The organism is Methylotenera sp. (assembly GCF_036401095.1).
In the GTDB taxonomy this organism is placed as follows: Bacteria; Pseudomonadota; Gammaproteobacteria; order Burkholderiales; family Methylophilaceae; genus Methylotenera.
Map to the genome: position 1 here is coordinate 144,815 of NZ_DASWWA010000021.1, position 24,474 is coordinate 169,288.

22 protein-coding genes and 1 tRNA gene are annotated in these 24,474 nt (G+C 44.6%); 15 read left to right on the forward strand and 8 right to left on the reverse strand.

Going from position 1 to position 24,474, the window contains the following annotated elements:
* The first annotated feature begins 23 nt into the window (after positions 1 to 23).
* The 8 genes from mch to hxlB all read left to right on the forward strand — a co-directional run bounded on the left by mch (position 24) and on the right by hxlB (position 8,525).
* Positions 24 to 1,004 (forward strand): methenyltetrahydromethanopterin cyclohydrolase, encoded by a 981-nt coding sequence (gene mch / locus VGD82_RS10875; protein WP_331020408.1) that lies wholly within the window; start codon positions 24 to 26, stop codon positions 1,002 to 1,004.
* A gap of 54 nt (positions 1,005 to 1,058) precedes the next feature.
* The gene (locus VGD82_RS10880; protein ID WP_331020409.1) at positions 1,059 to 1,949 is read left to right on the forward strand and encodes a RimK family alpha-L-glutamate ligase; all 891 of its coding nucleotides are present in this window, start codon (positions 1,059 to 1,061) and stop codon (positions 1,947 to 1,949) included.
* Between the two features lie 2 nt (positions 1,950 to 1,951).
* On the forward strand, positions 1,952 to 2,806 hold the full coding sequence (locus tag VGD82_RS10885; RefSeq protein ID WP_331020410.1) for a triphosphoribosyl-dephospho-CoA synthase: 855 nt from the start codon (positions 1,952 to 1,954) through the stop codon (positions 2,804 to 2,806).
* A gap of 123 nt (positions 2,807 to 2,929) precedes the next feature.
* The gene (locus VGD82_RS10890) at positions 2,930 to 3,616 is read left to right on the forward strand and encodes a response regulator transcription factor (RefSeq protein WP_331020411.1); all 687 of its coding nucleotides are present in this window, start codon (positions 2,930 to 2,932) and stop codon (positions 3,614 to 3,616) included.
* A 270-nt stretch (positions 3,617 to 3,886) separates the two neighbouring features.
* On the forward strand, positions 3,887 to 5,923 hold the full coding sequence (locus VGD82_RS10895) for a CHASE2 domain-containing protein (RefSeq protein ID WP_331020412.1): 2,037 nt from the start codon (positions 3,887 to 3,889) through the stop codon (positions 5,921 to 5,923).
* An 85-nt stretch (positions 5,924 to 6,008) separates the two neighbouring features.
* The gene (tal, locus tag VGD82_RS10900; protein WP_331020413.1) at positions 6,009 to 6,962 is read left to right on the forward strand and encodes a transaldolase; all 954 of its coding nucleotides are present in this window, start codon (positions 6,009 to 6,011) and stop codon (positions 6,960 to 6,962) included.
* A 264-nt stretch (positions 6,963 to 7,226) separates the two neighbouring features.
* Positions 7,227 to 7,859, forward strand: a complete 633-nt coding sequence (gene hxlA, locus VGD82_RS10905) for a 3-hexulose-6-phosphate synthase (RefSeq protein WP_331020414.1) — start codon at positions 7,227 to 7,229, stop codon at positions 7,857 to 7,859.
* Positions 7,860 to 7,985: 126 nt separating this feature from the next.
* On the forward strand, positions 7,986 to 8,525 hold the full coding sequence (hxlB, locus tag VGD82_RS10910; protein ID WP_294841027.1) for a 6-phospho-3-hexuloisomerase: 540 nt from the start codon (positions 7,986 to 7,988) through the stop codon (positions 8,523 to 8,525).
* Positions 8,526 to 8,601: 76 nt separating this feature from the next.
* On the opposite strand, the gene VGD82_RS10915 is transcribed toward hxlB, so the two are convergent.
* The gene (locus tag VGD82_RS10915; protein WP_331020415.1) at positions 8,602 to 9,330 is read right to left on the reverse strand and encodes a HisA/HisF-related TIM barrel protein; all 729 of its coding nucleotides are present in this window, start codon (positions 9,328 to 9,330) and stop codon (positions 8,602 to 8,604) included.
* A gap of 294 nt (positions 9,331 to 9,624) precedes the next feature.
* Here VGD82_RS10915 and VGD82_RS10920 point away from each other — a divergent pair, with 294 nt between their 5' ends.
* From VGD82_RS10920 to VGD82_RS10940, 5 genes are read left to right on the forward strand one after another with little or no spacing between them, the layout of a single operon-like run.
* The gene (locus VGD82_RS10920) at positions 9,625 to 10,593 is read left to right on the forward strand and encodes an ATP-grasp domain-containing protein (protein WP_331020416.1); all 969 of its coding nucleotides are present in this window, start codon (positions 9,625 to 9,627) and stop codon (positions 10,591 to 10,593) included.
* The gene (locus tag VGD82_RS10925; protein ID WP_331020417.1) at positions 10,590 to 11,642 is read left to right on the forward strand and encodes a hydantoinase/oxoprolinase family protein; all 1,053 of its coding nucleotides are present in this window, start codon (positions 10,590 to 10,592) and stop codon (positions 11,640 to 11,642) included. Before VGD82_RS10920 ends, VGD82_RS10925 begins: the two co-directional genes overlap by 4 nt.
* Positions 11,639 to 13,066 carry an aminodeoxychorismate synthase component I gene (pabB, locus tag VGD82_RS10930; RefSeq protein WP_331020418.1) on the forward strand — a complete coding sequence of 476 codons (1,428 nt, stop codon included), beginning with the start codon at positions 11,639 to 11,641 and terminating at the stop codon, positions 13,064 to 13,066. Before VGD82_RS10925 ends, pabB begins: the two co-directional genes overlap by 4 nt.
* A gap of 34 nt (positions 13,067 to 13,100) precedes the next feature.
* The gene (locus tag VGD82_RS10935) at positions 13,101 to 13,748 is read left to right on the forward strand and encodes a uridylate kinase (RefSeq protein WP_331020419.1); all 648 of its coding nucleotides are present in this window, start codon (positions 13,101 to 13,103) and stop codon (positions 13,746 to 13,748) included.
* Positions 13,749 to 13,775: 27 nt separating this feature from the next.
* Positions 13,776 to 14,153, forward strand: coding sequence for a 4a-hydroxytetrahydrobiopterin dehydratase (locus tag VGD82_RS10940; protein ID WP_331020420.1), 378 nt, complete (start codon positions 13,776 to 13,778; stop codon positions 14,151 to 14,153).
* Positions 14,154 to 14,203: 50 nt separating this feature from the next.
* Here the strand turns inward: VGD82_RS10940 and VGD82_RS10945 are convergent, their stop codons facing one another.
* The 4 genes from VGD82_RS10945 to VGD82_RS10960 form a co-directional block, all read right to left on the reverse strand.
* A complete protein-coding gene (locus VGD82_RS10945) occupies positions 14,204 to 17,335 on the reverse strand; it encodes an efflux RND transporter permease subunit (RefSeq protein ID WP_331020421.1) in 3,132 nt (1,043 codons plus the stop codon).
* 154 nt (positions 17,336 to 17,489) lie between these two features.
* On the reverse strand, positions 17,490 to 18,554 hold the full coding sequence (locus VGD82_RS10950) for a hypothetical protein (RefSeq protein WP_331020422.1): 1,065 nt from the start codon (positions 18,552 to 18,554) through the stop codon (positions 17,490 to 17,492).
* 46 nt (positions 18,555 to 18,600) lie between these two features.
* A complete protein-coding gene (locus VGD82_RS10955; protein ID WP_331020423.1) occupies positions 18,601 to 20,010 on the reverse strand; it encodes a TolC family protein in 1,410 nt (469 codons plus the stop codon).
* A gap of 66 nt (positions 20,011 to 20,076) precedes the next feature.
* Positions 20,077 to 20,325, reverse strand: coding sequence for a hypothetical protein (locus VGD82_RS10960; protein WP_135276447.1), 249 nt, complete (start codon positions 20,323 to 20,325; stop codon positions 20,077 to 20,079).
* A gap of 224 nt (positions 20,326 to 20,549) precedes the next feature.
* On the opposite strand from VGD82_RS10960, the gene VGD82_RS10965 reads away from it, so the two are divergent.
* Positions 20,550 to 20,634, forward strand: a tRNA-Leu gene (locus VGD82_RS10965).
* Between the two features lie 132 nt (positions 20,635 to 20,766).
* On the opposite strand, the gene VGD82_RS10970 is transcribed toward VGD82_RS10965, so the two are convergent.
* A complete protein-coding gene (locus VGD82_RS10970) occupies positions 20,767 to 22,176 on the reverse strand; it encodes a HAMP domain-containing sensor histidine kinase (protein ID WP_331020424.1) in 1,410 nt (469 codons plus the stop codon).
* Positions 22,177 to 22,199: 23 nt separating this feature from the next.
* Positions 22,200 to 22,907, reverse strand: a complete 708-nt coding sequence (locus VGD82_RS10975; protein WP_331020425.1) for a response regulator transcription factor — start codon at positions 22,905 to 22,907, stop codon at positions 22,200 to 22,202.
* A 197-nt stretch (positions 22,908 to 23,104) separates the two neighbouring features.
* Here VGD82_RS10975 and VGD82_RS10980 point away from each other — a divergent pair, with 197 nt between their 5' ends.
* Positions 23,105 to 23,635 carry a Spy/CpxP family protein refolding chaperone gene (locus VGD82_RS10980; protein ID WP_331020426.1) on the forward strand — a complete coding sequence of 177 codons (531 nt, stop codon included), beginning with the start codon at positions 23,105 to 23,107 and terminating at the stop codon, positions 23,633 to 23,635.
* A gap of 130 nt (positions 23,636 to 23,765) precedes the next feature.
* On the opposite strand, the gene VGD82_RS10985 is transcribed toward VGD82_RS10980, so the two are convergent.
* A complete protein-coding gene (locus VGD82_RS10985; protein ID WP_331020427.1) occupies positions 23,766 to 24,404 on the reverse strand; it encodes a hypothetical protein in 639 nt (212 codons plus the stop codon).
* Between the last annotated feature and the right edge of the window lie 70 nt (positions 24,405 to 24,474).

Genomic DNA, 24,474 nt, shown 5'->3' on the forward strand with positions numbered 1-24,474 from the left:
GATGAGTAGTGCAAAGGAAAAAAATGCAAAATACCTCTTCAACACAAACATTGGCGACAAAGCCTAGCGTTAACCAGCTTAGCGCGCCATTGGTAAAAAGGCTAATAGAGCAGGCGGAAACTTTACACGTTGGCGTATCTAAACATGCTACTGACTGTACCATCGTTGATGCAGGTATCCAGTTTCCTGGCTGTGCTGAAGCTGGCCGCTTAATTGCCGAAATTTGCATGGGCGGTTTAGGTGAGGTAAGTTTACAGGCGGATGACCGTTTTGCTGATTGGCACGACGCGATTGCAGTGAGCTCAACACAACCTGTATTTGCTTGCTTAGCTAGCCAATATGCAGGTTGGGCACTTAGCCATGAGAAGTTCTTTTCATTAGGTTCAGGCCCAGCGCGTGCATTGGCACAGCGTGAAGATTTATTTAAAGAGTTAGCTTACGTAGATAGCGGTACCAGCACATGTATCGTGTTGGAAACAGATAAAGTGCCACCGGTTGAAGTGATTGAAAAAATCTTGCGTGACACGAAAATGTCAGGAGAGCAATTAACCATTATTTTGACGCCAACCACTAGCGTTGCAGGTGTAGTGCAGATTGTAGGTCGTGTATTAGAGGTTGCCTTACATAAAGCGCATACCTTGCATTTCCCGCTTGAGAACATCGTGAGTGGTACAGGTTTAGCAGTATTGCCACCTGTGGCCAATGACTTTATGACAGGCATGGGGCGAACCAATGATGCTATCTTGTTTGGCGGTTTTGTTAGCTTGCAAGTGAAGGGTGATGATGCGGCAGCAGCGAAGCTGGCACAAGACTTACCAAGTAGTGCATCTAAAGATTACGGCAAAACATTTGCTGAAGTGTTTAAATTCTACGAGATGGATTTCTACAAAATTGACCCAATGTTGTTTAGCCCAGCTAAAGTGGCTGTGACAAACATTGACACTGGCAATGTGTTTGAAGCTGGTCAGTTGAATGCGGATTTGATTAACATCTCATTTCGATAAGTGTTAGCGTGTGGATTAAGCCCTGAGTCATTTTAATTATTAGTTTACGCACACTTGAATATACCTATTTTTACCGATGATGCTGGTTGGCAGGGCAACCAGCTAAAGCTTGCCTTTGCAAAGCGTGGGGTTGAAACCAGCTTTGTATCACTGCAAGACTGTGTGATTGACCTTTCACAGTCTCGTTCACAGATTCATATTCCTGGTTTTGATACTAACCCACATGCGGCTTTTGTGCGCGGTGTGGCAGGTGGTAGCTTGCAGCAGGTGATTACACGCCTAAATGTGCTGCATCTCTTAACCATGCAAGGCGTGCGTATTTACAATCAGGCGCGTGCCATTGAGCGTACCGTAGATAAAGCCATGACCAGCTTCCTGCTGCGGGACCATCAGGTGATGACGCCAGCTACATGGGTATGTGAGTCTAGGCATCACGCTGAAATGGTGCGTCAGCGTGCAGCGGAAAATAATCAGCAGTTAGTACTAAAGCCGCTGTTTGGCTCGCAAGGTCAGGGCGTACGTAAATTAGAAGCAGAAGAGACTTTGCCTGTTCCTATGCAGCAATACGTGGATGGAGTCTATTACTTTCAGGAGTTCATCGAAACAGCTGATGCACCGCATGATTACCGTGTGTTTGTTGTGGCTGGCAAAGTGATTTCTACTATGCGTAGATTAGGCAGCGGGTTTGTCAATAACGTTGCGGCTGGTGGGCGTTGTGAAGCAGTTGAGGCAGATGATGCAATGGTAGAGATTGCCTTAAAAGCCGCCAAAGCGGTTGATATAGACTATTGTGGTGTTGATGTGATTCAGGCAGCCACTGGTGAATATTATGTGCTGGAAGTTAACAGTATTCCTGCGTGGCGCGGTCTGCAAAGTGTGACAAATTTTAATATTGCAGAAGTGTTAGTGGATGACTTTCTGCAAAAGTTGGGCGAGGGTAGATAGTGATGACTCATCAACTGACACCTGTGCAATTAGCACAAGCCTATAAAAACGCATGTATGGGCGAGCTGCAAGCATTAAAGCCTGGTAACGTGCACGCATTTTCAGATGGTCACGGCATGACGATTCAGGACTTTATTCAAAGTGCTGATGTCACGGCAGAGCCTATTGCTAGAACCGGGCTTTCTGTAGGTGAGCGTGTTTTTTATGCGGTAGAAGCAACCCAAAAGGCGGTTGGACAAAACACTAATTTAGGCATGCTGTTGCTATGTGCCCCACTACTGAATGCGGCTTCAGCTCTGCAAGCTAACCAATCACTATGGGGTCAGCTACAGCAAACATTAAATCAATTGAGTGTCGATGATGCCGTTTGGGTTGCAAAGGCAATCGTGCTGGCTAATCCAGGCGGTTTGGGTGCATCTAATCAGCATGACGTACACGAGGCTCCTCAAGTTAGCCTGCTGGAGATGATGCGTTCAGCGCAAGATAAAGACCGAATCTCCTGGCAGTATGCAAATCAGTTTCACGATATAGTAGATTTTGGCGTTAATTTATATGCCGATGCTTTGCTGAAGTGGGAAAATTCGGCCTGGGCAACCACTGCCTTATATTTAGGTTTCTTGACCAGATATGCCGATACACATGTGTTGCGCAAGCATGGGGAACAAGTTGCCAATCTCCTGATGCAGGAAGCTAAGGAAATGGAGTCTAACTATTGGGCTACACATAATCCCAAGCTGATGCAGAAGCAATTGTTAGTTTGGGATGCCTCACTTAAAGCAAGGAAAATCAACCCTGGCACCAGTGCAGACCTAACCGTGGCTACTTTGCTAGCGAGCGACTTGGCGCTTGCAACATAAATAGCACCTCATCATAATTACCTCACTTTAGCTTAGCTACTTACTGTCAGGCGCTAGTCAAATACCTCAAGTCGTTAAGTTTGTTTAAGCAGTAAATATCAACAATTCGGAATAAAAATATAAATGAAAATTGCATTGTTGGAAGATGATCTGGCCTTTGCCGAAGTACTGATTGATTGGCTACAACAAGATAACTTTGAGGTGGATCATTTTAAAACTGGGTTAGATTTTTTACGTCAGTTTTCACATGAGCAATATGATTTATGTGTGTTTGATTGGGCTTTGCCGGACATGGAGGGGCCTGATGTCATGGTGAGTATTAAGCTTAGAGCTAAAAAGCTGCCTCCAATCATTTTCTTTACTGGCAGGTCTGAAGAGCAGGATATTGTTCGTGTGATTGAAGCGGGCGCTGACGACTATGTGGTCAAGCCTGCTAGCCGTCCTTTATTAATGGCGCGCATTCATGCATTGCTAAGACGCACATCGAACCAACCGATTGACCAGACGAATTACGAGTTTGGTACCTTAACGTTTGACACCAAGCTGAGAGTCGCAAATCTTGCCGGAGAAGAGGTTAGGTTGACCGATAAAGAGTTTGATTTGGCACTGTACTTCTTGAAAAATGAAGGCGCTTTATTATCAAGAGTACATTTGATGAATGTGGTGTGGGGTGCTAGTTCAGAGGTTGAGACGCGCAAGGTGGATGTGCATATTAGCCATTTACGTACAAAGCTAAAGCTAACCTCGGAGTATGGTTGGAGATTAACTTCAGTCTACCAGCAGGGCTATCGTTTAGAGCGCAATCGCTAGGTAGTAACTACCATTTGTTGCAAGCAATTTACAAAACTTAACAATCCGCATTGCTTGATATTGAAAAAAATAGGTTGGTTCGTGGTATTTTGTGCACCAGTTACAGTTTGAAAAATTAACTTGCATGATAACCATAAAAATAAAAAAAACTTCCTACTGTGCGGTAGCTTTACTATTGGCTTTGGCAAGTATTGCCTTTGCTGATGGCGTGTTGCAGCCTAGCGTTACAGTAATTCATTTATCTCACTCATCTAAGCCTGTAATTGATTTATGCAAATAAATGACAGGTTGTTTACCGCCATTGCACTTGCGCTAATCGCTTGTATATTTACTGTAAGTGAAGTTTTAGTTCGGTTTGATTATTTTTACTACGACTTAGGGCAGCGACTAAGTTTCAAAAGTGCACCAAGCAATATCGTCATCGTTGCCGTTGATGATGCGAGTATCAATGCAATTGGCAGTTGGCCTTGGTCTAAACAGTTCCATACTGAACTCATCAATCATTTAATCAATCAGAAACCTAAAGCGATAGGCTTGGGGGTTGTTTTTTCTGAGCCAGAGCGCGATGCTAAAGAAGTAGATTACGCCTTTGCGCAAGCCATCAAGCGTGCCGGCAATGTTGTTTTGCCTGTTTTACTTGAGGCGCCTTATGTAGGCGGTGCGATTAAGCAAAGCTTACCTATTCTGCCCTTGGCTACAGCTGTGGCAGGCTTGGGGCGCCTCAATGTTTCATTGGATGCCGATGGCGTTGCACGCAGCCTATACCTATGGGAGGGAGTATCCGCAGCGGACTTATCTACAGTAGGCTTGCCGCATTTTTCACAATCAGTATTGCAAGTGGCTCACCTTCTCCCTGCTTATATCAGCACTACACCTCCTGTTATTCATCCGTCGAAGTTGAGTGCGCTAGGTTATGGTGGAGATGTTGCGCAGCGTTTGATTTCTTATGCGCCACGTAAGGTTGATTTCTTCGGACCACCAGGACACTTTAATCAGATATCCTATCTAGATGTGCTGGCCAATAAATATTCATCCGGTTTTTTTAAAGATAAAATTGTATTGATTGGCGTGACAGCGTTAGGTGTGGGTGATGTGTTGTCCACGCCCACTTCAAGCTATTCGCAGCCGATGCCAAGTATAGAGTTTCATGCAAACGCAATTGCAGCTATGCAAGGCTCTACGTTGGTGGTGGATGCACCAAGCTGGTCTGTCAGCTTGTTATGTGCATTATTGGCAATGCTGCCTTTGTTATGGCTGCCTAAACTGCCCACTTTAAAATCTGTGGCGCTGATTGCCATATATTTCTCTACGATTATCTTAGCTTCACTTTCTATTATGCACTGGTGGAGTGTGTGGATTCCTACTTCTGGTGCTTTGGCTGCGATATTGTTGGCGTATCCGGTCTGGAGTTGGCGCAAGCTTAACTCTGCGCAGCTATCATTAGATAAAGAGTTGCAGCGCTTGCGTGATGAGCTGGCAGCTTTGGGTATGGTAACGGAAGATAGTTTGGAGGAGACTACTGTAGATCCGTTGCAATCAAGAATTCTAAAAGTGAATCTAACTGCACAGCACTTGCGCAATTTACACAAAAGTAGAAATGATACGTTGGCGTTTATTTCACATGATATTCGAGCACCGCTTGGAGCAGCGATGATGTTGCTGGATAAGTTTGAAGCCAATAAGTATTCCCAGCGGATGAGCAAAATGCTAATCCGTGCGCATAGTATGGCTGAAGGCTTTTTACAGGCATCACGGGCGGAGATGGCAAATGTGAACAGGTTTCATGAACTGGATATGATTAGCCTAACGCAGCAGGCAATTGATGATGTGTATGAAATATCGATGGCAAAGAAACTTAAGCTGCATAAAGATTTCCCTGATGAGTGTGTATGGGTAAGAGGGGATTTTGGTTTGCTGCTGAGGGCGGTTTCTAATCTTTTGTTGAATGCAGTTAAATACTCGCCAGAAAGTGGCGTCATCAGCGTAATCTTAAAAAGCAATGAGCAATCTATAGAGCTGAAAGTGATTGATCAGGGACCAGGAATACCGTCAAAAAAAATCGCCAAAGTATTTAAACGCTTCAGCCGTGCCGAAGGCGAGCATCAGGCGCAAGAGGGCAGTGGTTTAGGTTTATATTTTGTGAGTGTGACCGTCAAGAAACATCGTGGCAGCGTCACTGTTCATAGTGAAGATGGGCGTGGAGCAACTTTCATTGTTTCGCTACCGTTGGAGCGTCGTAAAAATAATCGGCCTGTTGAACATGAACGTAGAAAGCATCATGTATCGCCATTTAATGACACCATATAGTTTTTAACATCATTACTTTTAAGATATAATCTTGCTCTTGATTTTGTATATGAGTTGTATTCAGATAATTTTTTAGGAGGCAGTAATGGCTAATTTGTTAGAGCAATTAAAATCTATGACCACTATCGTGGCAGATACTGGTGATGTTGAGGCGATTAAGGCTGTTAAGCCTGTTGACGCAACAACAAACCCATCATTAGTGCTAAAAGCAAGCCAATTGCCACAATACGCACCTTTAATCGAGACTGCTGTTGCTTATGCGAAAGCACAAGGCGGTACTAAGGCTGAGCAAATTGACAATGCTGCCGACAAATTGGCTGTGTTGATTGGTGCAGAAATCACTAAAGAAGTACCAGGTCGCATCTCTACTGAGGTGGATGCACGTTTGTCATTCAACTTGGATGCGATGGTAGCTAAAGGCCGTAAATTGATTAAACTTTACGAAGAGTCTGGCATCAGCAAAGACCGCGTATTGATTAAACTTGCTTCAACATGGGAAGGCATCAAAGCTGGTGAGATTCTTGAAAAAGAAGGCATCCAATGTAACCTAACATTGTTGTTCGGTTTCGGCCAAGCACGTGCTTGTGCTGAAGCTGGTGTATTCTTGATCTCTCCATTCGTTGGTCGTATCTTAGACTGGTACAAAGCTAAAAACCCAACAACAGAGTACACACAAGAAACAGACCCAGGTGTGGTTTCAGTACGTGCTATCTACCAATATTACAAAGAGCATGGCTACAAAACAGTAGTTATGGGCGCTTCATTCCGTAACACTGGCGAGCTAATTGCTTTAGCTGGCTGCGACCGCTTAACTGTTTCACCAAACTTGTTGCAAGATTTGGCTGCTACAGAAGGTACATTGACGCAAGTGTTGAAAGATACTGGCGCAACTAAAGCCGCTCCAGCAAAAATGACAGAAGCTGAGTTCCGTTTTGAATTGAACCAAGATCCTATGGCAACTGAAAAGCTTGCAGAAGGTATCCGTGGTTTCGTTGCTGACCAAAACAAACTTGAAGCAGCATTAAGCGAAAAACTTTAATACCTTGGTATTATTTTTGTAATTAAAGCGTAATCATGTCGCTTTAGAATTGACATAAAGTAGCTGGGCATTTAACATAAGTGTCCAGTTTTTTATGAGGCCGAATTTAGGCACTTAAATTCGAACTAGTGAAAGTCGAAGCGCAGTCAGGCTTAGTTGAGTATTTCGTAGTAAATTGCGAATTTTAATTAAGTGTGAGGTGAGGCGAGTTTTGCAAAATAGCAATAAAATGTAATTCTTAAAATTATTAAACGGAGAAACACCATGGCATTAACACAAATGGCATTAGATTCATTAGATTTCGACGCAACAGTTGCATTAGCAACAACAGTTGCTCCACACGTGGACATTCTTGAAATCGGTACACCATGCATCAAGCACAACGGTATCAAATTGCTTGAAACATTACGTGCTAAATTCCCAAACAACAAAATCTTAGTTGACTTGAAAACAGCTGACGCTGGTTTCTACGAAGCTGAGCCATTCTACAAAGCTGGTGCTGACATCGTTACTGTATTAGGTATTTCTGATATGGGTACAATCAAAGGTGTAATCGATGCTGCTAACAAATACGGCAAAAAAGCACAAATCGACTTGATCAACGTTGCTGACAAAGCTGCTGTTACTAAAGCTGCTGCTGCTGCTGGCGCACACATCATCGGCGTGCACACTGGTTTAGACCAACAAGCTGCTGGTCAAACTCCATTTGCTGACTTAGCATTGGTTGCTGGTTTGAACCTAGGCGTTGAAATCTCAGTTGCTGGTGGCGTTAAAGCTGCTACAGCTAAACAAGTTAAAGACGCTGGCGCAACAATCATCGTTGCTGGTGCTGCAATCTACGGCGCTGCTGACCCAGCTGCTGCTGCTGCTGAAATCACAGCTATCGTTCACGCTTAATTTAAGCTCTTTTCAATAAGTTTTTATTGAAATGAACGATTAAAGAATCCTGACTCAGTAATGGGTCGGGATTTTTTTTGGCATTTTAAGTATTCTCTAAAATCATTGATTCGATAAGGAAATATCATGAGTAGTAGTCAAAAATTAATTTTAGACAAATTAACAAGCATCCTAGCTGAAACAGACAATTCTAAATCAGCTGAGCTATTGAAGCTGGTTGAAGGCGCAGGCCGCACATTTATCGGTGGCGCTGGCCGTTCTTTACTTGTATCACGTTTCTTTGCAATGCGTTTAGTACACGCTGGTTACAATGTAAGCATGATCGGTGAAGTAGTTACACCAGCAATCAAAGCAGGTGATTTGCTAATCTTGGTTTCAGGTTCAGGCGGTACAGAAACACTATTGCCATTCGTGAAAAAAGCAAAATCTGTTGGTGCTAAATTAGTAGTTATTTCTATGAAGAAATCTTCACCAATGGCTGACGCAGCTGACTTAACAATTCAAATTGGTAATGACAGCAGCTTCCCGTTAACTAACGGTATGCCAATGGGCTCACAATTTGAGCTTTCAACATTACTTTTCTTAGAAGCTACTATTGCTGATTTGATCTTTGCAAAAGGCTTAACTGAAGAAGGCATGCGCGCTATCCACGCAAACCTTGAGTAGTTGCAAGGTCGCAAGCTGCTATAGCTGTAAGCTGTAGTGGATTTAGTCGTAAAAAAGCCCGAGTAATCGGGCTTTTTTATTGTTGCAGTGAAGCTAGTTGCTGCTGTGTGAGTTGCTTGCTATGCAGGGCGGTAGCGATGAGTGCACCATGGATGCCTGAAGCGCTGAGTGCATTTAAATCTGCGATATCCCTAACGCCACCGGCGGCATATAAGTTAAAATCGCCGCCAGCCTGTGCTTTAAGTTGTGCTAGCAGTGCTTGATTGACACCTTGATTCGCGCCCACATGTGCAAGCGACATGACAATCACCTCTTGCGGCCAGTAAGTATTACTTGCTAATAGCTCTTGAGGCCCCTGATAGCGGGTAGGCATAAAATCTAATGAGAGTATGCTTTGTGTGCCAATCGCCTGAGAGATAGCTAAGTATTGTTCTATGCTGGAAAAGTTTTCACTGCCCAATATCAACTTTATCGGTAGAGATGCCCATAAATCAAGTTCTGCCTGATTGCTGATACCTGCATCTACCCAAAGTGTGAGGTTAGGATAATGCTGAGCGATAGTTGTAATCACGCTTAAGTTGTTTTGCTGCGAGTCGTTGTGCGTATTAGGAAGTTTTTGTATTGCATTGAGGTCTGCAATGTATAGCTGCTGAAAAGGAGATAGTGTCATTAAAGCGGCTACAATATCTAAAGGCTGGCTAGTGGGGGTAAGTGCAGAAACGATTGCCTGATAGCGTTGACGCTCACCTTTTTTTGCGTGAACGACAACGCCATTTAGTAGATCAATCACTGGAATTATTTGCATTTATCTCTCAAGAAACTTAATGTGTTGGCTGTAGCTGATAACGGTGTTGGGTGTTTTGTAGTTACTGTCTTAGCCTACATCTTAAATGGCTATAGGCTTTGTATTTACGGCATATTATCCCAGCTTCTGTGTGGTTTGCGTGCCCTTAATTTTTGCGGCTTTTAATTAAAACAAAGCAGAACTCATCATGCAGTTAAAAATTCACGTAGGTAAAAAGGAATAGTCATCATCGAAGCATTAAAAAAAATATTAGTTTGTGAGTATATTACTGGTGGGGGCTTAAGTGATGAGGCGTTGCCAGAGTCTTTGGTGAATGAAGGTTCGCTGATGCGCGATGCCTTGTTGCGCAATCTGGCCGAGATGAATCAATTCGAAATCGTGACCTTGCATGATGACCGGTTGCAGCCACCAGTATTAGCGGCTCATAGCCTAGCCGTTGCGCCGGGTCAGTTTAATCATGTGTTTACCGAAGCATTAGCTAGTGTGGAGTTAGTGTGGTTGATTGCACCGGAAACAAATGGCGTTCTCCTGGAGTTGAGTGAGTTATGTTATGCCAGTCATGACAAGGGTGCGTTATTCTTGGGCTGTGGCTTTGATTCTACCTTAATTGGCACCAGTAAGACTTTGTGCTTTGAAGCGCTGCAGGAAGCGAAAATACATACTTTACCTGTGTATGCCGGGGAAGACCTGGTGGCAGGCAAGCACGAGCAGCTAAATACAGAAAATATCAGTGTTTGGGTCGCCAAACCAGAAGATGGTGCAGGATGTGAAGGCATTGAGTTATTTGATTCAATAGATGACTTAACGCATTGGATTAAGCAGGACGAGCGTTATTTGACCTATTTAGCACAGCCTTATCAGGCTGGTGTCGCGGCCAGTTTTTGTATGCTGTGCCGCAATGGCAAGGCCTGGCTGTTAAGCTGCAATGAGCAGCACATCACGCGAGAGAGTAATCATTTTAGTTTGTCAGGCATCACCATTAACGGTATGTCTGCCTACTGGCAGCGTTTTGAAACCATTGCCAGAAAGATTGCCAAGATGCTGCCGGATGCGCTGGGTTATGTGGGTGTGGATGTAATTGTAGATACTGCGCATGGCGATAAGATTTATGTGATCGAGATTAACCCGCGCCTGACCACCAGCTATGTAGGGCTGGAGCAGGCGATAGATTATAATCCTGCTAAATTAATCATGGACTGTGTATTGAACGACAAATTTTCTATGCCAAATCTAGCCAGAAAGCAGGTAGTCATTCCGCTATGAGTCAGCAACGTATCATAGGTTGGGATGTGGGGGGGGCGAACCTGAAAGCGGTGTTAACCAACGAGCAAGGCCATGTATTGAATGCCAAGCAGGTCTATTGCCCTTTGTGGCGTGGGCTCAATGAGCTGGATTCAGCCATAGATGCTATTTTGCTTGAAATGCAGGCTGAATCACACTCAGTGACCATGACTGGTGAATTAGCCGATATATTTACAGATAGACACAGCGGCGTGTTGGCGATTGCGCAGACTATGCAGCGCAAACTCAGCGCAATTAATAGTGAAGTGCAGCTTAAGTTTTTTGCAGGGAACAAAGGCTTTGTAGCGCTTGATAGTGTTGCATCGGTGACGAGTGATATTGCCTCGATGAACTGGCTAGCCAGCATGCAATATTTAGCACAAAAGTCACACGAAGCAATATTCATTGATATTGGTAGCACCACTACAGATATTGCCCTGTTAAATGATAGTAAGCCTCATGTGTTGGGGTTTACAGATGCAGCGCGTATGCAGTTTGATGAGTTGGTTTATACTGGAGTGGTGCGTACGCCATTAATGGCTTTGGCGCAAAAAATCCCGTTTGCGGGGCAAGTGGTGAATGTAGCTGCCGAGCATTTTGCGACAACCGCCGATGTTTACACCTTAACTGGTGAATTAGCACCAGAAGATAATATGGCAGATACAGCCGACGGCGCGGATAAAAGTGTAGCATCCAGCGCGCGGCGTATTGCCAGAATGGTGGGATGGGATGCGCATGATGCCCCCTTGAGCGCTTGGATAGAACTAGCTAATGCCTTTAAACATGCGCAACTTAACCTAGTGCGGCAGGCGGTATTAACGAAGTTATCCTCTCAACAAAATACTGAGGCTACTTTACAATTGATAGGTGCAGGTGCTGGTGAGTTCTTAACCGCATCACTTGCACAGCAGTTAGGTGTTCCCTATAGCTCAGTCAGTGATTTTATTAGTGCAGAAAGTGGTTTGATCAAGAATATGGCGAAGGTTTGTTTCCCAGCTTTTGCAGTCGCTTCACTGGGGCTGTCCAGATGAGTTTGTTAACGCATCAATTGCATTATCTTGCAGATAGTGCGCAGTATTTTGCGCGCATTGCACACATGCCTTGGGCTATGTTTTTAGATAGTGGACAGTTGCCAGACCCGGTAACGGGTAAGACCGGTAGTCAATATGGCCATTATGATATTTTAGTGGCTAAGCCGTTTATCACGTTCACCAGTAATGGTGAGCATACAGAAGTGGTGAGCAAGGATAAAAAGCACATATCGCTTGAGGATCCATTCAAGTTAGTGAATGATGTTTTAGCACCGCACCATGCTGACCAATCCGCATGGCCGTTTGCAGGCGGGGCGGTTGGTTATTTTGGCTATGATTTAGCCAGACGGCTAGAAAAGCTAGAAAATACCGCAGCAGATGATGGCTTAATTGCACAGATGCAAATCGGTATTTATGACTGGGCAGTGATCGTGGACCACCGTGCTAAAACAGCGCACTTGGTTTCCAATGGCTTTGATGCGCAAACCCATGATGATTGGCAGTCGTTATGTGCATTATTTGACGGCGTGAGTGAGGCGGAGGCGATGCAATCGGCTAGCTTTGAAATCACGTCTACAGTAAGTTCCAATATGGATAAAGTGGCTTATACCGCAGCTTTTAATGCGATCAAAACCTATATTCATGAAGGTGACTGTTATCAGGTAAACCTGGCGCAGCGATTTTCGGCAGCAGCGCATGGTGATGCTTGGACTTTTTACCGTAAATTAAGAGAAATAAGCCCTGCGCCATTTATGGCTTATATGAATTTTGGGCATATGCAGGTGGTTTCCGGCTCACCAGAACGATTTTTACAGGTGGTAGATGGGTATGTGGAGACCAGGCCGATTAAAGGTACTAGGCCGCGCGCTGCTGATACAGTGCAGGATGCACTGTATGCAAAAGAGCTACTCGAGAGCCTGAAAGACCGTGCAGAAAATCTGATGATTGTAGACTTGCTACGCAATGATATTAGCAAGAACTGTAAGACGGGTTCGGTTAAGGCCGATAAGCTATTTCAACTGCAAAGTTTTGCCAATGTACATCACTTGGTAAGTATAGTCACGGGTGAGCTGTTGCAAGGTAAAACTGCAATTGACTTATTGCGTGGTTGTTTTCCTGGTGGTTCAATTACCGGTGCGCCCAAACTACGTTCCATGCAAATTATTGAAGAGTTGGAACCGCATCAGCGTGGCGTGTATTGTGGTGCGATTGGTTATATTGGCTTTGATGGCAATATGGACACCAATATTGCGATACGGACGGCAGTATATGTGGAAAAACAAGATGGCGAAGGTGAAATTAGCTTTTACGCCGGTGGTGGTATTGTTGCGGATTCAGATGTTGAAAAAGAGTATGTGGAAACTTGGGATAAAGCCTCCAGTATGCTAAAAGTAGTGGAGTGTTTCAGCCGTAAGGCTGATTAACTTGAAGCCCTAGTTTTAAATCAAGGGGTTGCCTATGTGGGTAGTAAAATTAGGGGGTAGTTTACTGGGCTCACCAGAACTGCCGCGCTGGCTGGAGATGCTGGTTAAAATCAGCGATGGCAAAGTCATTATTGTCCCAGGTGGCAGCGTGTTTGCCGATGCTGTGCGCGTAGCGCAGCAGCGGTCCGGAGTGAGCGATGCCATGGCTCATCATTTGGCGCTGCTGGCCATGGATCAGTTTGGCTTGCTGCTCACTGGTATTAACCCCGGTTTAGTCACGGCGAGTAGCGAGTTGGAGCTTGCAGAGCGTGGCTGGCAACATCGGGCGATTGTATGGTTGCCGAGTAAAATGGTCTTGGCTGATGATGCGATTGCTAAAAACTGGCAGGTGACTTCTGATAGTTTAAGTGCATGGTTAGCCCATAAAATTGGTGCTGAACGATTGCTGCTGGTGAAATCCAAACCCCTGAGTGATTACGCAAACTCAACATCGGTGTTGCTACAAACCTTGGTGCAAGATGAGTTAGTGGATACTGCATTTAGTGACTATTGTCTTGAGCAGCGTTTTCAAACTTATGTGGTGCATAAAACTAATTATGCCGCGGTTGAGCCTATATTGAGTAAACGTCGGGTGGATGATGCCAGCGTTGCTACGGACCATGTGCTACTTGTTAATTATTAACTAGGCTTGTTAAAAGAAAGTTTTATTATGTCTACAACCCCTGTATTTTCTGAGCAAGAAGTCGAAGCAAGATTAGCGGCGGAACTTCCGCACTGGTATTTAGAAAATGGCTGGATACGCCGTAAGTATAAAACCAGCGGCTGGAAAGCCACGCTCATGGTAGTGAATACTGTCGGGCATTTGGCAGAGGCGGCATGGCATCACCCTGACTTAACTGTTTCTTATGCGTTTGTTATCGTGAAATTATGCACGCATGATGCAAAAGGCATTACTGAAAAAGATTTTGAGTTGGCAAAAAAGATTGAGTCTGTAATTGCTTGGCAGCCAGCGAAAGAGGGTGGCGCCTTAACGGGTACGCCAAATGATGATGTGCGTTTCAAATATATCAAATACGACGATAAATAGTATTAATCCGCATTGCGGTGCTTAGATTTACCGTCGTATTGGAAGTTATATTAGAACTTGGCGCTACGCTCAAACTTACCAAAGTGCAGCATAATCGTTGGCAGTATCAATAAGTTAAGTATCGTCGAGGTGACCAAGCCACCGACGATAATCGTGGCCATTGGTCCTTCAATCTCACGGCCCGGCTCGCCGCTACCAACTGCTAGTGGCAATAAGCCCAAGGCCGTTACTAGCGCAGTCATCAAAATGGATGGCAGGCGTTCAGATGCGCCGCGGATACACGTTTCTAGGCCCCATACGCAATTTTCCTCATCGACCAAGTGCTGAAAATGTGATGCCATCATAATCGAGTTACGCAAGGTAATACCGAACAGCGTTACAAAACCCACCAATGAGCCTAATGAAATCCAGCCTCCTGTCATCATCACGGCAAGTACGCCGCCAATTAAGGCAAAGGGTAGGTTAGCAAAGGTAAGTAGCAGGTTGCGTAAGCGCCCAAATGCGACATACAGCATTAAAAATACACTCACGCCGGCTAGTGCCGATTGTAGAATGAGTTTCTCCCTGGATTTTGCATTGGCCTCTGCTGCACCGGTAAACTCTAAGTAAGTACCTGGTGTCAGTGTTAGCTCTGAGTTTAAGCGGGTTTTTAGCTCGCTGGTGAACGAGTCAATATCGCGGCCAGAGACATTGGCTGTTACAGTCTGAATGCGCTTAGCGCCAGCATGCAGGATTTTGGAACGACCGTTTTCTTGTACGATATCTGCAACATCACGTAATCTAAACAACTTACCTTCAGCGTTAAATAGTGGCAGATTGCCTGCCTCTTGTACGTCATCTCTCGCTTCTAAATCCAATACGACGCTGACACCAATTACGCGGTTACCTTCGTAAACTTGCGTGACAGGCACGCCTTCATAAGCAGCTCTAATATTGTCTAGCACGTCTGTTGGATATAAACCCAGTTGCGCCATTTTTTCTGGCCGTAGACGCACAACCAGTTGCGGGGTGCCAGGGGGCGACTGCACGGTGACATCTGCCGCGCCTTTAATATCATTTAAGATTCTGGCAATGCTATTCGCATCGCTATCTAATGCATCCAGATTTTGTCCGTAAATGTTAATCACTGTGCTGGCAGCGTAACCGGAGATGGTTTCTTCAATACGCTCAGTTAAAAATGTATTAATCGCAAAATTGACTCCTACAAAGCCAGTTTCGGCGACGCCGTCACCATCATGGTCAATATCTTCGCCAGAAAGCTCTTCCCGAATATCTGTCAGAATACGGCGTTGCTCATGGCCCGAGATTGCGCCGATTTCAATTTCAAACTCGCTATAGTGCGTACCAAAGGTATCTGCGGCGTTAGGTGCACGACCTACCCACTGAGTAACTGATTTCACACCTTCAATCTTACGTATGGTTTCAGAGACCTTTTTACCAATACGCAGCGATTCTTGCTCAGAGGTACCAGGTACTGCAGTCATATGCATAATGTAATGACCTTCATGCAATGCAGGTATAAACTGGCTTTTAAATAACGGTAAAGTGCCTAAGCCGATGGCGATTAAAATGAAACTAGTCGCAATTACTACTTTGTAATGCGCATCCACTTTCATCAGGATTTTTACATAGACACTTTTGAATATGTGAATGAGTGGTGGGTCTTTTTCATCTAGTTCAGCGTTGCCCAGCATGAGATAACACAGTGCCGGTGTCAGCGTTAGCGCAACAAACAGTGAGGCCATAATGGCCGCAATATATGCCAGACCAAGCGGCGCAAATAGTTTTCCGGCAACGCCGCCTAAAGTGAGTAGAGGCAGGAAAACTAATGCCACAATAAATGTTGCGTAGACGACAGAAGTACGCACCTCCATTGATGCATTAAATACCACTTGATAGGTAGGCAATGGCTGTTCAAGTAAGCGGTTTTCACGCAGCCGCCTAAAAATGTTTTCGGTGTCGATAATCGCATCGTCCACCACTTCACCTAGCGCAATGGCAAGGCCGCCTAGTACCATAATATTTAAACCAATATTAAAGTAGCTCATGATCACAATGGCTGTGAGCAGTGATAGTGGAATAGCTGTTGCAGAGATAAAAGCGGTACGTACGTTAAACAAAAATAAGAACAGAATGGTAATCACCAGCACCGAGCCAATTAAAATATCTGCACGCACACCGCTGATGGCTACTTCAATAAAGTTGGCGGGCCTGAATAAGCCTTGGTGCAGTTTGATGTGTTCAGCGGTCAGGTTAGGTTCAAGCTCCTTTAGCGCGCGCTCTACCGCCAGCGTTACGCCATGAGTATTAGCGCCAAGCTGGCCTTGTACTGAAAGGTAAACGCCGCTTTCTTCATTAATAGCCGCTGCACTGATCGATGGTGCCGCGCCATTCACTACATTGCCAATATCTCCCAGCCTGATGGTTTGCCCATTTTTATGCAGCAATGTGACCAGTGCCAGTTTTTCCGGGGTGGTGGATTGCCCCTCAGTGTTAATCACGATGCGCTGGTTCTTATTCTCAATATAACCACTGCCGCGCACACCTGTCGCCTTCTTAACCGCTTCTTCCACTTGCAAGAGTGATATGCCGTAACGGATCATTTTTTCAGGGTCAACCTGTACTTGTAGCTGTTTGACCTTGCCGCCAAATACGTTAACATCGGCTACCCCGGGAATGGCAAGCAAATGCGGCACAATGGTCCAATCCACCACCGTGCGGATTTCTGTAAGCGTGCGCGTTTTTGATGTCAGGCCGAAACCTAGAACGGTGCTTGCGGAGGAGGTGAGCGGTGTAATGTTAGGCGTGATGCCTTGTGGTAATTTATTAGCTAGCGTTGCAAGGCGCTCTGCAATTACTTGGCGGTTACGGTAAACATCTGTTGCTTCATCAAATATAATTGTGACGATTGACAAGCCTGGAATCGACTGCGAACGCATGCTTTTAATGCCAACCGTGCCGGCGGCGCTTATTTCGATGGGTTGAGTGACTAAGCTTTCTACCAACTCTGCTGATAAGCCTGGCGACTCGGTTTGAATAATAATCTGGGTTGGTGCAAATTCTGGGAATACATCAAGATTGCTGCGCGTTAGGCTAAATAAGCCATACACAATAATCAGCGATGCTAAACCAATAATGACGCCACTAAAGCGGATTGAGAAGCGAACTAATGCCTGCATCATAGTGAGCTAGCCTCAACTAACGTTTGGATGCAATCTAAATGATGGAAGCGGTGAGCTGAAGTAATTGTTCGCATGGCTAATCCCTTGTTTTTTTTCAGCGTCATGGCTGGATGCGCTGTATTATTTTTATCTAAATGCAGGTTAAAGCGGCTGTTTAATCATCATTTTCGTTCATGATTTGTGATTTAAACTCTTCAGACAGCAATAGCTGCGCGCCACTGACAACAACCTCATTATTGGCTTTTAGGTCACCTTGATAGAACCAGCCGTTTTCCACCTCAATATCGGTATGGATAGGTTTACGTCTAAACCCATCATTCCCGGTTTTTTGGTAAACCCATGGTTTCCCGGCATACCAAACGATGGCATTATTCGGGATAACGACGCCGCTGCTTTTTTTACTGGAAGTGGCAGTAATAGCATTAACTTGCATGCCAGTACGTAACTCATTAGTCACCGCGTGGTAGAAATAGGTTTTGCCTTGTATCGTGCTGTTGGTAAGGGGGGCAGGTGAGATGTAATCAGCACGCATGGTGTGTGATGGCGCAGCGGTTGGTGCAATGGTGATGCTGCTGTTTAACTGTGGTTCAGCTGCATCAAACGGCAGCGTAGTTTGAATCAGCACCTTTTTATTCGAGATTAGCGCTTGCAGTAAATCACTGGTTTTTGGATTGGTCGCATGTTGTGCAAGCGTATCGCCCCACAGTTGGCGCATACTGTCTGCAATGTTTTTAGCATTGGACTCGGCCGCTGCGATTCTTGTTTCATCGGCTTTGGCATTGGCCGCTGCACTAGCCACTACTTTGTCTGAAACGTTTTTGTTATCCTGATTCAGTGTTTTGAAACGTTCTAGTTCATTTTTATTATGATTAAACGAGGCTTTTAAAATATCAATTTCTGATTTTATTGTCAGATAACGATTACGTAGTTCAATGAGGGTGTCAATGTTCACTACGGTGCCATACGTGCTGATGCTGGCTTGGTGTGAGCTAGCTTTGAGTGGTGCGGTGAAAATATCACTTTGCTTTTGCGCGGCAGGGCTAATGTTAACGACTGTAAGCCCATCTTTATTAGCAACACGATTGATCGTTTCAATCTCTTCTTCTGTTTGTTCTGAAATGGCCTCAAACTCATCTTTGCCGTAAAAAACCAGCAGCCAAAACAGTATGACAATTAAAAAAGCTTGTAAGCCAATAATAATGGCAAGTTTACGATTCATTCAGTTTATCTCCATCTTGCGGCTAATTTTTACACTGCAAAGCTCATTAATCCTTGTGTACAGCATTAAAAGCATTAGGTTGAATAACGCGTTCATTCAAAGGGTGCTGTAATGTGTTTTCCAGATTGTTAATGGATGTGTATAGCTGGAAGTTGGCGAGAGCTAAACTTTTTTGAGACATTAAGTCTTCAAGTTTTGCCATGGTCAGTTCCAATCGGTCAATTTCACCGCCAGCAAATAAGCGTTGCATGCGATTGGTATTGTCTTGTTGTAGTGTGTACAGCCGTTTGTAGTCCGTCAGCGCTTGCTGGGTTTGTGTCAATTTAGCTCGTGCCGCATGCGTTTCGCTAATCACGCGGCTCTGTAAAGACTCAAACTGTGCTGCTTCAACCTCACGTAATTGATTCGCTTCAGCGATGGCGTATTTATTTTTATTCAGTATGCTCATTAAACTAGATAAACCTAATGACCATACTTGACTGCCAAATTCATAAGTATAGGAAGGGCTCACGGTAATGTCTGGGTATTGCTTTGCGATTTCAAGTTTGAGTTTGCCTTCTGCAAGTGCATAGCGCTCAAGCGCAATGCGTAAATCTAAGCGGTTTAATAGCGCAGTTGATTGTGCATTGGTGACCAAGCTTGGGTTTGCGTTCGCAATGATATTTTCGGCGCTGGGTGCATCTGAAAACGTCATTTGTTGTACCAAACTTAACGGTAAACCTAAATTACTCGCTAGCTTTGCAGTGAGCACCACTTTATTTTGTTGCTGGGTATTTAAATCAGTATTGGTGCTTTGCAGTAGCAGTTTAGCGTGGCTTAATTCAACTTTTGAGGCTAGCCCTAGGTCTTGTCGCTTTTGATACATGGCAACAATATTTTGTCGGTAGGCCAGCTCTTGCGCTAAAGCACGTAATTGCGCTTGGTTAAATTGAAGTTCGTAATAGGTTGTGGCTACTTGTGCGCGTAAATTCCAAGCGGTTTGCGCCACTTCTAGTTTGGCAGATTCAGATAAATGCTGTGCGTTCTCAATACGGATGCTACGCTTATTTGCTGTAACAACTGGTATATCGATACTTAAGCCATAAGTGTAGGGGCTGATATCATCATTGGCGTTATCGCTTTTGCCATAATTACCACTTAACGTGGGCAATGGCCTAGCACCTGCAGTTGCTTGTGCGGTTTCTGCCGCATGCCACTGTGCGCGTGCAAGGTCTAAGTTAGGGTGAAAAAACAATGCACAATAGATAAGTTCATCTAAATTCCATTGCGTAATTGGAAAAGTGCTGGGAGTGTAATTATTATCGGCCAAATATTGCTTGAACTCGGCACTGTCGGGACTCTTACTTTCAATCTTATGTATAAGTGCTTGCTGGTCAATTGGTTTGGCAATGTACTCCAGAAAGCCGCATGCAGATAGTGCCAGTGGCAGGCATACCAGCCAAAGTCTAGTATGCATAAGCTGAAATCTAACTTTGCTAGAGATTAAATGCATGCGCTGATTGCGTTAGTCGTGCTTTTAAAACTAACTTACAATTTCTGCATGTACTGCATCCAATGCATCCTGTAGCGTTTCTTCATTTAATTGATTGATGGATGTTGCAAGAATATCAGCTGCTTCAACAGTAGAAATAGGTAGGTTATGACTATCCATTTCAGCAATTAGCCCAGCAGCAACGCCAGCAATCTTTAATAAAGCTTGTCGCTCGCGCATTAAGAGCTCAAGCTCAGTGCGCAGCATGTTGATTTCGTTTTGATTGATTGTGTTTGGCATAATTGAATAACTTCTATTTATAAATTGAGTATAGTACTAAGTGTATTTTCTCACAATCATTGACCGCACTGTTAGTTATTCAAGATTCAAAGTGACTTAAAATGGCAATCCGAAAATAAAATAGCATATTTTTTATATTAACCCTTTTCGGAATGGGATAACTTGATATACAATGGCGTCCTTGTTTGAACGACGGCACTTAAACGTTGATCATACACTACCTTGCGAGAGTGGCGGAATTGGTAGACGCACTGGATTTAGGTTCCAGCGCCGTGAGGCGTGAGAGTTCGAGTCTCTCCTTTCGCACCAGAATTTAGCAGTAAAAGTTAAACCCCCATTTATTTGTGACTTTTGTCATTGAATAATGGGGTTTTTCTTATTTCCAGGCTTGAATCTAATCGTCTGGCTGCTATGCGCAGTTGGTGGCAATCCTATTTGTAGCTAGTAGGGTAGTGTTATATCAACACAAAAGCCTATGGGGTTAAGGTTGTGTGCGCTAACGCGCCCGCCATGTGCCTCAATTACTTGCTTTGTAATTGCCAATCCAACGCCATGCCCCACGGTTTGGCTGCCAGAGACTCCTCTGACAAATGGTTTGAATATATCTTCCAACTCTAGTGCATCAACACCAGCACCTTCATCTGTAACGACAATGTGCAGGCAATCGTCTGCACTGTCTTTATAACAATTGATGTTAATAGCGCTATGATCGGGCCCGTACTTAATGGCGTTACGCACTACGTTTTCAATTGCTCTGTATAACAGGTCAGCTTGCCCTTGCAGGTTTTGCTCATGATCTAGCTTCATACGCAGTTTTATATCTTTGGATGCAGCTTCAAACTGAGCGTCCTCCACAATGCTATGCATGAGCTGATTTAGCGCCAACGTTTCCTTTTTAATCTGTACTGCGCCGGACTCTAATTTGGATAGCGTTAATAACTCTCCAATTAAACCATCCATGCGATTGGCTTCTAGTGTGATGCGATCAATAAACTCGGCAATCTTATGGGGTGTTTGTTTAACCAGTCCCAGTGCCATTTGTATTCTGGCAAGCGGTGAGCGTAGCTCGTGTGATACATGATGTAGTAATTTGGTTTGGCTTTGCAGCAAGCTCTCCAGACGCGATGCCATTGCGTCAAAATCATGGCCTAAATCCGAGAGTTCATCCCGTCGCCCACCCATTGCATTGGCGACACGTACATCTAATTTGCCATGAGATGCCTGCTCAAATGCACTGCGTAAAATGTTAATCGGCTTCGAAAAATACCAAGCTAACAACGCTGCAAATAAAAAGCTGACAACTACACCACCCAACAGTGGCATGGTGGGGAAGCGTGCATGTGGTTTGCGTGATACGCCTCTGTATTGTTCTATGTTTTCAGGCGGCGTTATGCGTGGGTTGCCGGTAGCGTGTAGCTGGTTGTGGCTGCGCTCTGATGGTGTAGGTCCAACGCTAGAAGCGGGGTTGCGTCCATTGTCGGGTACAAAAAGCAGAAATGATTGTCCGTTACTTAAATTTATTTGTTTCACATGCCGCTGGTACTGATCGTCGCGCGCTAATGCTAGTGCTGTATCAAAGCTCGTTTTGTTGTAGCTGCGTTCTAGTAGTTCTTTGCCATTGTTATCGATTGCCAATAGTGGTGGCATTGGGCGTTTTTGCCAGCTAATTAGCAGGTGTTTGAGCGCATCTACACCACCAAATTGTAGTGTGGACGAGGCTGCTTCGACCAATGAGCGAGCGGGCGGTGATATCTCCACCCCAGTGCTTTGCAAAGCCTCATGGCGATGTTGCAGCCAGATTGCAATGCTGACCCCTGTAACCGCAGTGAGTTGAGCCACAAGGAGAAACATAAAGAACTTCCAAAACAGCCGGTTCATGATGATTTAATCGGCAATGTTTTAATCAATTGGTAACCCATGCGGTAGACGGTTTGAATACAGTCTCTGCCGTCTTGTAGTGTGCCAATTTTTTGTCTGATACTGCTCATATGCACATCGATGCTGCGATCGAACCTTGCTAAAGGCTTACCCATGGCGAGTTTGGCTAATTCCTTTTTACTCACAACGTGTCCGGCATTTTTAGCCAGCACTTCCAGCAGGTTAAATTCGGTGCTGGTCAGGTTGATTTCGTTTCCATCTAGCTCAACACGGCGCTGTTCTGGCCATATGGTCAAGTCGCCGACGGTGAGCTGGCTGTCAACATGCAAATTGTCCTGCGCTGGTTTGGTTCGTCTTAAGATTGCACGAATGCGCGCAGTAAGTTCGCGCGGTGTGCATGGCTTAGGTACATAATCATCTGCACCTAACTCAAGCCCAAAAAATCGATCAGATTCATCGCCCCTGGCGGTGAGCATAATGACGGGAATATGACTGGTTTTACGGATAAGGCCTAGCGTTTCAATGCCGTTCATTTTTGGCATCATTACATCCAGCACCGCTAGGTCAAATTGATTGCTAAGGGCTAGTTGTGCGCCAGTAACGCCATCGTTAGCCGTTGTCACGTCAAAACCCTCTGTGCATAAAAACTCTTTAAGCATGCCAGTGAGTTCAACGTCATCATCAATCAGTAATATTTTGTGCATGGTGACATAGGGAATTGATTATAAGGAAGCAACATCATAACGATGACACTAAGCTCGCGACAATAGCATCGCCGGACATTTACCTAACTTTACTATTGCTTAACCTGCATTTACAAGCGGCCAAGGCAAAATGTAATTGTCATTTGATTGGTTATTTTCCAACCATGATACTTAATTTATCCATCAGGAGACTGTAAATGAAAATCACCACCCCAATTTTAGTATTAGCGTTAGCTGCAATGACGGTTCCATTCGTGACGCAGGCGGAGCCTGCAAAGCGAGATCGCTGCGAGCATGCTGAAAAATCATACGGTGCCGGAAAATTCTCGCATGATGCATTCACCAAAAAAGGCTTGCCGCCACATCTAGCGGCACTGAATCTGTCGGATAGTCAGCAAGATAAAGTATTCGAGTTAATCTATCCGCAAGTGCCGCAAATCAGGCAATCAGAGAAGCAGCGAGAGCAGTTAATGAGTGAGCTTAAAGCTTTGTCAAACTCTGCTGCATTTGATAGCGATAAAGCCAATCAGATTACCGAAAAGTTGGCTGCGATTGATAAAGAAGCAATGTTTAACCGTGCCGCTACGGATAATCAGATATTTTTGATTCTGAGCCAGGAGCAACGTAAGCAATTGGCGGAAATGAAACCGCATCATGCTGATGGTTTTAGCAGAAGCAGATTTCACCATGGCTCAGATCAAGCCAAAAAACTAGAGCGCTTGTTATAAGTTGCGTGCATTCTTGGCTATATTTATTGTTAACTGCATCCAAATGTTTGATGGTTGGTAGTAATCCAGCAAGCATCATGGATGCAGTATTTATTTAAAAATACATCACATAGCAATCTGTAATGCAGGTTTAAGCCGTTGTGTTAATCACGTTGCCGGATGGGCCTTGTCCTGTTAATTTACTTGATAAGGCCTGTAAGAACGCTTCCAAGTCGCTACTGGTAGAAGATTGTTTACCCAATGCGCTCATTAGCTCACTAAAGCTAGTGCTTAATACATCACTATCTGTATTGGTGTTATCTGCAGATGTGCTGCTGCTCGTGTTGCTTAATTGCGCCAGAAGGCTTTGCAGTTTGCTTTCTATATCGCCTTTGCCCATACCCATTGTTGGAGGCGGTGGGGGTGGCATATCACTGGCTTCTGCAGATGAATCCACGCCTGTGCCATTTTGTGATTGCAGCGCTGCCATAAGGTTGGTCATAAACTCACTTAGGGCAGAGCTTGCGTCAGTGGTTGGTGTTGTATCTGAGCTTGATTCTGCGTCGCTGGCTGAAGGGCTAGTGCTGTCGGCATCTTTTAATATAGATGAAAGGCCGCCGCTAATGCCTGCTGCTTTGAGCGCACTGTCAATTGCACCAAGTAATCCGCCACCATCTTTGCCTTGGCGCGATTCATCTTCTGGTTTAAATCTAGACGCTGTAGTGCCTGAACTAACTTGCGAGGTTTGGTATATGTTGCTTGTAGATGAAACACTATTAATGCTCGTCATAATAATCGCTCCTAAATGAATGAAACTTTAAAAACACTGCTTGTATTCATCAAGCAGTACGCAGTGCTTA